This is a genomic window from Streptomyces sp. NPDC054765 (assembly GCF_053612065.1).
Genome location: NZ_JBSHBP010000087.1, coordinates 22,872 through 29,515 on the forward strand (window position 1 = coordinate 22,872; position 6,644 = coordinate 29,515).

The 6,644-nt window shown below is 73.0% G+C and carries 5 protein-coding genes; 1 reads left to right on the forward strand and 4 read right to left on the reverse strand.

The window, feature by feature from the left end; genetic code table 11:
- Positions 1–421: 421 nt before the first annotated feature.
- Both ACWGJY_RS34035 and ACWGJY_RS34040 read right to left on the reverse strand, forming a co-directional pair.
- Complete coding sequence (locus ACWGJY_RS34035; protein WP_453264742.1) at positions 422–2,137, reverse strand: thiamine pyrophosphate-binding protein; 1,716 nt, start codon at positions 2,135–2,137, stop codon at positions 422–424.
- Positions 2,134–3,375: an aldehyde dehydrogenase family protein gene (locus ACWGJY_RS34040; RefSeq protein ID WP_453264743.1), complete on the reverse strand. Its 1,242-nt coding sequence runs from the start codon at positions 3,373–3,375 to the stop codon at positions 2,134–2,136. Before ACWGJY_RS34040 ends, ACWGJY_RS34035 begins: the two co-directional genes overlap by 4 nt.
- Positions 3,376–3,786: 411 nt before the next feature.
- Between ACWGJY_RS34040 and ACWGJY_RS34045 the strand changes: the two genes are divergently transcribed.
- Positions 3,787–5,028 (forward strand): helix-turn-helix domain-containing protein, encoded by a 1,242-nt coding sequence (locus tag ACWGJY_RS34045; protein WP_453264744.1) that lies wholly within the window; start codon positions 3,787–3,789, stop codon positions 5,026–5,028.
- Here ACWGJY_RS34045 and ACWGJY_RS34050 read toward each other — a convergent pair.
- A complete protein-coding gene (locus ACWGJY_RS34050; protein WP_453264745.1) occupies positions 5,018–5,644 on the reverse strand; it encodes a hypothetical protein in 627 nt (208 codons plus the stop codon). The two genes, ACWGJY_RS34045 and ACWGJY_RS34050, sit on opposite strands and share 11 nt — an antisense overlap.
- Positions 5,645–6,153: 509 nt before the next feature.
- Positions 6,154–6,408 carry an acyl carrier protein gene (locus tag ACWGJY_RS34055; RefSeq protein WP_453264746.1) on the reverse strand — a complete coding sequence of 85 codons (255 nt, stop codon included), beginning with the start codon at positions 6,406–6,408 and terminating at the stop codon, positions 6,154–6,156.
- Positions 6,409–6,644: the final 236 nt, after the last annotated feature.

Sequence of the window (6,644 nt, forward strand, 5' to 3'; positions counted from 1 at the left end):
CCGTACGGAGCGAGTACCTCCCCTGGCACGCCCTCGGCGTGGCGTGCTCCGTACGAAGAAGACGTGCCCGGCCCCCGCCGGCCACCCCCGGGCCTGAGGGGGCCGGGCACGCGATCACCTCGTGCGGGCGGCGGGCACCGGCGACGCTGCCCGCCCTCCTGCATCTGCATCCGATCCGCATGCCGACGGACCCGCACCGCCGTGGCGCCGCACCGTCGCGGGGGACGCTCCTTCGCCGCGACGGCGAACAAGGCACAGCCGTGGGGTCCAGGCACAGGACAGGGACGACGGCCCGGGGCGGCCGGTGCCAAGACGACGGCCCGGGGCCCCGGGGCCGGCCGGCCGGCCCCGGGGCCGGCCGGCGCGGGTCTGCACGGTCCCGTCCTTCACGCGAGGCGGACCGGACCGTGCAGGCGGGGTCCTAGTGGCCCTCCCGCTCCGGGAAGTCGCCCGCGGAGGCGGTCATCCCCGGCGGGGTGTCGGCGAGCGCGGTCGCCACCTCCACCACCGTGGTGGTCCCGGCCGCGACCTGCCGCCAGGCGTCCGCCAGCGCCCCGGCCAGCTCGTCCGCGTCCGTCACCCGCCGGTAGCCCAGGCCGTAGGCACCGGTCAGGCCCTCGGTGCCGGTCGGGCGGGGCCGGGTGAAGGCGAAGCGCGAGCCGGTGCCGGAGACCCGGTCGAGGTTGGACTGCAACCAGCCATAGCCGCCGTTGTCGAGGACGACGTACAGCACGGCGGCGCCCGCGTCGGCAACCGTGGGCAGCTCGCTGCGGAAGAGGTTGAAGGCGCCGTCACCGACCACCGCGACCACCGGCCGCCCGGCCGGCGCGGCCAGCCGTACGCCCACCGCGGCGGCCGCACCGAAGCCCAGCGGGGTCTGCTCGCTGGGGACCACGGAGCCGCCGGCGGACCCGAGCGACCAGTGCGGGAAGAAGTACGACCACATGTCCTGCAGGCCGTTCTCCTGGACGAGGATCCGGTCCGCGGGAACGGCGCGGTCCAGGGCGGCCAGCACCCGGGCGACCGGCACGGCCCCTTCGGACACCGTCTTGCCGGCCTCCTCGGCGCGGTCCGCGGCGCGCTGCGCCAGCGCCGCCCGCGCCGCACGGATCCGGGCCGGCCAGGCGTCGGCGGGCCGGTGGCCGGCCAGCAGGCCCGCCCAGCCGTCCACGATCCGTCCGGCGTCACCGAGCACATGGCCGCCGGGCCGCTCCATGGTGAGGCTCTCCTCCCCCAGCACGGCCTGGATGACCGGGGGTTGAGCGGCGCCCTCCGGCCATCCGAAGGTGGCGGTCTCCTCCAGGCGGCTGCCCAGCGCGATGACGAGGTCCGTCTCGTGCCACAGCGCGTCCATCGGGGCGACCGTGTAGAGGCCGCTGACGCCGCAGTGGAGCGGGTGGTCCTCGGCGACCGTGCCGCGGCCGGAGGCGGTGCTGAAGAGGCCGGCGCCGAGCTGCTCGGCGAAGCGCTCGATGCGGCGGCCGGTGTTGCGGTGCCGGGCGCCGCCGCCGACCAGCAGCAACGGCCGCTCGGCGGCGGCGATCCGGGCCGCGGTGGCGGCCAGCGCGTCCGGGTCGGGGACCGGCCGCTGGGGTGTGGCCGGGCGCCACGGCCCGCTGCGGGGGACCGGTTCGGCGGCGATCTGCTCGGCAAGCTCCAGGTAGACCGGCCCCGGGGCGCCGTTGACGGCGAGCGCGGCGGCCTTTTCCAGCGCGCCGGGCAGCCGCTCGGCATGGTCGACGCGGGCCGCCCACTTCACGTACGGGCGGATCGCGGTCAGCTGGTCCAGCTCCTGGAAGGCACCGGTGCCGAGCCGGTCGAGCCGGGTGCCGTCGGCGATGAGGATCAGCGGCACGGCGGCGGACCGCGCCTCCAGGACGCCGGTGAGCGCATTGGTCAGCGCCGGTCCCTTGCCGATCACGCACACACCGGGGCGGCCCGCGGCGAGCGCGTAACCGGTCGCCATGAACAGGGCATTGCGCTGGTCACGGCAGAGCACCACGGTGGTGTCGGACCGCTCCAGCTCCCCGAGCAGCGCCATGTCGTCGCCGGGCAGCCCGAACACCACCTCGGTGCCCAGGTGCTGGAGGTGGTCGGCGATCGCGGCCCAGGCGGTGGGGTGGGTGTACGGGGTCATCGGCGGGCTCCCGGACCGTGTTCGGCAACGGCCTTGGAGATCAGGACGGGCTCGGCCCGTACTTCTCCGCCGTCGAAGATGTAGTTGGCCATCCGGCCGTAGCCGCCGAACGGGGCGTTGCCGTCGTCGATGGACAGCAGGGTGGTGTCCAGGGTGACGGTGGTGCGCCGGCGCAGCGCCTCGACCAGGGCGGGCGCGTGGCCGTAGACACTGGAGCCCAGGGCGCGTTCGGTGAACATGCCGGTGGTGAGGGTCGCGGCGAGGGCGTCCTCGTCGCGGTAGCCGGCGATATTGAAGATCGGGGCGAAGAACTCCGGCACCTGCGTGCGGGGAGAGACCTCCTCACCGACGACGACGGTGGGGTCGAGCCGCCGGGCGCGGAAGTCGACATGCCCGCCGTGCACGATGCCGCCGCGGTTGCGGGCGAGGAACTGCGCGCCGTCCTCCAGCGCGCTCTCGTAGAAGATCGGCCCGAAGTCGGCGTCCGGGTCGGAGTACGGGCCGTAGCGCAGCCCCTTCAGCTCGCCGACCAGGGCGTCGGTGAACGGGTCGAGCAGCGACTCGTGGACGCTGAACAGGTCGGGGCCCAGGCAGTCCTGACCGGTGTTCAGGACCCGGATGGCGATGGCGTCGCGGGCCGCCTGCTCGACATCGGCCCCGGGGGCGACGACGAACGGGTTGACGCCGGAGCCGAGGAAGAGGAAGAGCTGTCCGGGGGAGAGCCGGGCGCGGATCTGCTCGGCGTTGGCGTAGGCGCCGGTGAACACCACGACATCGGCGGGGCGTACGTGATCCTGCAGGAATTCCCGCTGGCTCGCGCCGGTGAGGGTGATGGGCAGACCGTGCTGCTCGGCCAGCAGGGTGTGCAGCCGCTGCATCTGGTCCTTGACGCGGCTGGAGGGGCGGAAGACCAGACGGTCGGTGTAGAGCGCGGGCACCAGGAGGTAGAGGGCGTAGGAGTAGAGGATGACGTTCGACGGCATGAAGGCGGCCAGCCGGGGGACCCGGCCGGGCCGGTGGGCGGCCACCTCGTCCAGGGCCCCGTCGAGGGTGGCGACGGTCGACTCGATCTCATAGCGCGCGGCGCGGTGGGTGGAGATCTCGCACAGCAGATCGTGCACGGTACCGGCGTCGTTCACCAGGAAGTCCCGGACCCGGTGCACGGCTGCCGCACGTCGGCTGTCGGTGCTGTCCTCCGGCTCGGCGGCCACGGTCGGCCATGCGGGAGCGGAGCTCATATGTCCCTCCTCGGGGCGTAGTCCATGGAGGGTCAGCGTCAGCCAATTGTCATTTATTGTCAAGCATAGTCATTGCACTCGACTGCCCGATGTGACAAGAGGCCCCGCCCCCTGCCGGTCGGTGCGGGCACCCGACTGCCCGCCCACTGCCCCAAAGGGCAGCCGAGTCCGTCTCTCAGCTGTCGCAATACGCGCGTGGGGGCAATGGGAATGGCGACCTCCGCAAGTGACAAGAATTGACTCTTTGCCGGGAGCCAGGTCGTCCACAGAAGCCGCTGAGCGGGCCGTCGATGAGTAGACTCGCGCTCATCACGATCCATCTGCCCGAGCCGTCCGCGCCCCGTCACCGTCCGTCCCACTCAACTGCGAGCGATTTTCTTGACGATTGAGCAGCCTGCTTTCGGTAAGCGAGTGCGGGAGGTCCGGCGCGCTCAGGGTCTGTCCCAGGGGGACCTCGCCGGGGACGATCTCTCCCCCAGCTATGTCTCGCTGGTCGAGAACGGCCGCAGAATCCCCGGCGCCAAGATCGCCCGGTCCATCGCGGAACGCCTCGGCACGACGGTCGAGGCGCTGCGCGCCACCGACGAGCCCGGCGACCGCCTGACCCAGCGTCTCGGTCTGGTCGGCCAGTTGGTGGCCGCCCGCGCCAGCCAGCTGGCCGGTGACTGGCCCGCCGCCCGGCGGCAGCTGGAGTCCGTGGTGGAGCAGGCCGGCGCCGACCAGGACGAGGTGCGCTGGGAGGCGCACTGGGAACTGGCCACCGTCCTCGGGCGGCTCGACGAACCGGCCCGCCATGAAGCGGCGCTGCGCCGGCTGCTCGACGACCCCCTCACCCGCTCCGCGCCCGTGCTGCACGCCCGCGTCGCCATCGAACTCGCCCAGCTGCTGCGGGCCGCGGGCCGCCTCTCGGACGGCGTCCGCTTCGCCGAGGAGGCGGTGCGGGTCACCGGCGGGCTGGAGCCCGGCCGCCCGGAGCGGGCGCAGGCGCAGGTGGCGCTGCTGTCCCTGTCCGTCGACAGCGGGGAGTGGAGCCGCGCCGAGCAGCTCGGGGCGGAGCTGTATACGCAGGTCGCGCCCCTGCCGGCCGGCGAACTGCGGGCGAGCGCGCTGTGGGCCGTGGCCGGTGCGCAGTATCTCGGCGGGCATCCGGACCGGGCGCTGGAACTGCTGGCGGAGGCGGAGCGGATGCTCGCCACGACGGACGGGATGCGGCTGCGGCTGCGGGTGGCCCGCGCGCGCACGATGCTGGCGCTCGCGGCGGGCCCGACGGACGAGGCCGACGCCCTGCTGGCGCGGGCCCGGCAGGCCGCCGTGCTCGTCGACACCCCGTCCGCCAGGACCTGGCTGGCCGTCCTGGAGACCGCCGCGGCGCTGCGCCACAACAAGCCGGTGGCGGCTTCCGGGCATGCCGTCGCGATCGACCCCGACGCGGGCGGGCTGACGCCCCTCGACCGTGCCCGCTGTCTGCTCCACCTGGCCCGCGCCCATCGCGCCGACGGCGGCGAGGAGGCCGCGGAGGCCGACTTCAAGGAGGCCGCCGAGGGCTACGAGAAGGCCGGCGCCTTCCGGCTGGCGCTGGAGAGCTGGCGCGAGCTGAGCGCCGGCGGCCGTGCGGGCGAGGGACCCGATCCACACGCGGTGCTCATGCCGTAGGGGTCTCCGTGGCCCGGTCGCCGTCCGCCCCGGCTGCCGGACCGCCGGGAGAACCGGCCGCTACGTCCGGGGAGTTCACCCACCAGATGCGGACCTCGGGTGCCGGCGCGGAGGTGGCCGCGCAGGCCACGGTCTGCGGGCCGGCGGGCAGATCCCGGACGTAGGCGGTGCCGCCGGGGCGTGCCGGGGAACCGGGGATCACGATCCGGCCCTCCCGCGCACCGCCCAGCGCGTCGATCGCATCGGCGGCGGCCAGTTCACCCCGTCCGGTGAGCCGCAGGGCCGCTTCCTTACGGGTCCACAGCTGGGCCAGCCGCTGTGCCCGCCGGCCCGCCGGGGCCTGCTGGACGTACCCGCGCTCCAACGGGGTGAAGGGCAGCAGCAGTTCGCTGACCGGTCCGCGCGGAAGGGTGTGCGCGGACAGGGCCACCGGAAGGTCCCGGGTCAGCGCCAGGAACCGCCGGCCCGCGTCCACGGCGACGTCCAGGCAAAGGCGGGTGCCCGGAGGCCAGCCGATGGTGGCGGGCGGTTCGGCGAACACCGGTCGCCCGAAGCCGTCCCGGGTCAGCGGAATATCACTCGGGGAACAATGCAGCAGCCATTTCAGAAATGCCACCAAACAGCCTGGCTGCCGAATATCTACGGGGACGTTCGAGAATATATGCAAACAACCATCGGTTAATTCGGATGAGCGGGACGTATCCCAACTGGCGCCCTGACCAGGTACGTTGGCCGGGCCACCGTCATGGTTGAGCGAATACGCGCCACAGGAAGGCTGGTCCCCCCGCATAGATCCCCTCGCACCATGTCTCCTTTCCGGACCGGTCACATCCGGGAAAGCAGTGCACTGAATCGATTTGATTTCTCCGCCGAGATCCTCAAGGTAACCCTGGTCTATGCGTGCGTCAACAAGCAACGACAGAAAATCAACTACGGTTTACCAGTGGTCATTACCAGATTTCGCCCAGGTATGGCCGGTCGTGACCGGTGAACCCCTGGCGACCACAAGTCGAGCAGCACCCGGCCTTCCGATGACGGGAATCCGACTCCTTTCCTATCCCTTGTACGGGTGCGCTTCCGCCGGGGTGCGGCGGCCGGCAGAAGCGCACGGGCCGGGTGCCGCCCTCAGGACGCCAGCTGCTTCTCCACCCGGATCACTATGTCCAAAACCGTGCGCATGTCCTTCATCTCCTCTTCGGGCAGCGCGACCCCGAAGCGCTCCTCCGCCACGACGATGACCTCGGCCATCGCGAGCGAGTCCACGTCCAACTCCTCGACCAGGGACTTCTCCTCGGTCACCTCGGCCGGCACGACGCCGGCCACCTCGTCCAGGATCTCGGCGAGTTGCGCAACGATCTCTTCGCGGGTCGGGACGTTCATGACGGTCACCTCTCAGTGGACTGCAGGGTGGTACAGCTGGAATGGGTGGCCCCGGGGCCAGGCGGAGCGGGGTGCGGTGCGCGCGGGGTCCTGCGGCGGGGCGGGGGCCGGCGACCGGGCCGTCGAAGGCCGCCCGGCATGTTCGGCCCCGGGCCCCGGGCCTGGCGCCCGCCACGGGTCGGGCGCGGCGAGACCGGTCGCCGCGCCCGGGAGACCCCCGGGTGGCCCCCGTGCGG

Bases quoted from the DNA above. Each gene is read 5' to 3' on its own strand.
- ACWGJY_RS34035 (WP_453264742.1), bottom strand. From the start codon at position 2,137: ATGACCCCGTACACCCACCCCACCGCCTGGGCCGCGATCGCCGACCAC.
- ACWGJY_RS34040 (WP_453264743.1), bottom strand. From the start codon at position 3,375: ATGAGCTCCGCTCCCGCATGGCCGACCGTGGCCGCCGAGCCGGAGGAC.
- ACWGJY_RS34055 (WP_453264746.1), bottom strand. From the start codon at position 6,408: ATGAACGTCCCGACCCGCGAAGAGATCGTTGCGCAACTCGCCGAGATC.